This window comes from Thiomonas sp. 13-64-67 (assembly GCF_002282795.1).
GTDB lineage: Bacteria > Pseudomonadota > Gammaproteobacteria > Burkholderiales > Burkholderiaceae_C > Thiomonas > Thiomonas arsenitoxydans.
Genome location: NZ_NCKP01000135.1, coordinates 1 through 1,462 on the forward strand (window position 1 = coordinate 1; position 1,462 = coordinate 1,462).

General features: G+C 62.7%; 2 protein-coding genes. One reads left to right on the forward strand and one right to left on the reverse strand.

Going from position 1 to position 1,462, the window contains the following annotated elements:
* A partial coding sequence (locus B7X30_RS15605; RefSeq protein ID WP_286731876.1) for an ATP-binding cassette domain-containing protein occupies nt 1-275 on the reverse strand: 275 nt, incomplete at its 3' end.
* Between the two features lie 272 nt (nt 276-547).
* Here B7X30_RS15605 and B7X30_RS15610 point away from each other — a divergent pair.
* A partial coding sequence (locus B7X30_RS15610; protein ID WP_286731878.1) for a DEAD/DEAH box helicase occupies nt 548-1,462 on the forward strand: 915 nt, incomplete at its 3' end.

The window sequence follows — 1,462 nt, forward strand, 5'->3', positions numbered from 1 at the left end:
TCTTCCACCGCCTCGCGCACGGTCTGCGCCGGATCGAGCTGCGGCTCTTGCGGCAGGTAGCCGATGCGCAAGCCCGCCATCGGCACGGCTTCGCCTTCAATATCGGTATCCACCCCGGCCATGATCTTGAGCAGGGTCGATTTGCCTGAGCCGTTCAGGCCCAGCACGCCGATCTTGGCGCCGGGGAAAAAACTCAGCGAAACGTCCTTGAGAATCTGACGCTTGGGCGGCACGATCTTGCCGACCCGGTTCATGGTGAAAACGTATTGAGCCATCTGTGTTTCAGACCTGTTTGAGGAAAGACTGCGCGCCCACATCCCATGGGGCAAACCGCTATTGTCGCTGCAAGGCCACGGCCATGACGCGCAGCAGCAAGAATTCCATTACCATACTTGCTCAGCGGCCATGTCCAGTCTCCCAGCCGCAGTCACTTTTGACTCCTGCCGAGCCTCTCGGCCCACTCCATCTGTTGCAGACTGGCGCGCTTGTTCAAGCGCGGTGGCAGAGTCCTGGATCGGTTCACACACCGCTCCCGAAAGTTTTTCACATGTCTTTTCAAGATCTGGGCTTGATCGAGCCCCTCGTGCGTGCTGTTGCCGAACAAGGTTACACCGTACCCACTCCCATTCAACTCCAGGCCATTCCGGTTGTGCTCGCAGGGCATGATCTGCTGGCCGCGGCGCAGACCGGCACCGGCAAAACGGCCGGCTTCACCCTGCCCATGCTGCAGCGCCTGAGTGGCGGCGAACCCGCTCGCAACGCCAAGGGCAAGATCATTCCCCGCGCCCTCATCCTCACTCCCACCCGCGAGCTGGCTGCGCAGGTGCATGAAAACCTCGCCGCCTACGGCCGCCACCTCAAGCTGCACAGCATGGCGATGTATGGCGGCGTGGGCATGCAGCCGCAGATCAACGCCCTGGCGCGCGGCATGGACATCGTCGTGGCCACGCCCGGCCGCCTGCTCGACCACCAAAGCCAGCGCAATATCGACCTGTCCGCGGTGCAGATGCTGGTGCTCGACGAAGCCGACCGCATGCTCGACATGGGCTTCGTCCACGACATGCGCCGCATCGTCGCCCTGCTGCCTAAGCAGCGTCAGAACTTGCTGTTCTCCGCCACCTTCTCTGAAGAGATCAAGCGGCTGGCCGGCGACTTTTTGGTCAACCCGCAACAGGTTGCCGTCGCACGCCAGAACGCCACGGCCGATCTGGTCGAACAGATCGTGTTCCCGGTCGACCGCGAGCGCAAGCGCGACATGCTGGTCCACCTCATCCGCGAACGCAACTGGCCGCAAACTCTGGTGTTCACCCGCACCAAGCACGGCGCCAACCGTCTGGCCGAACAACTCGACAAGGACGGCATCGTCGCCACCGGCTTTCACGGCAACAAAACCCAGTCCGCCCGCCTGCGCGCCCTGGCCGACTTCAAGAGCGGCAAGCTGCAGGTGCTCGTCGCTACCGAT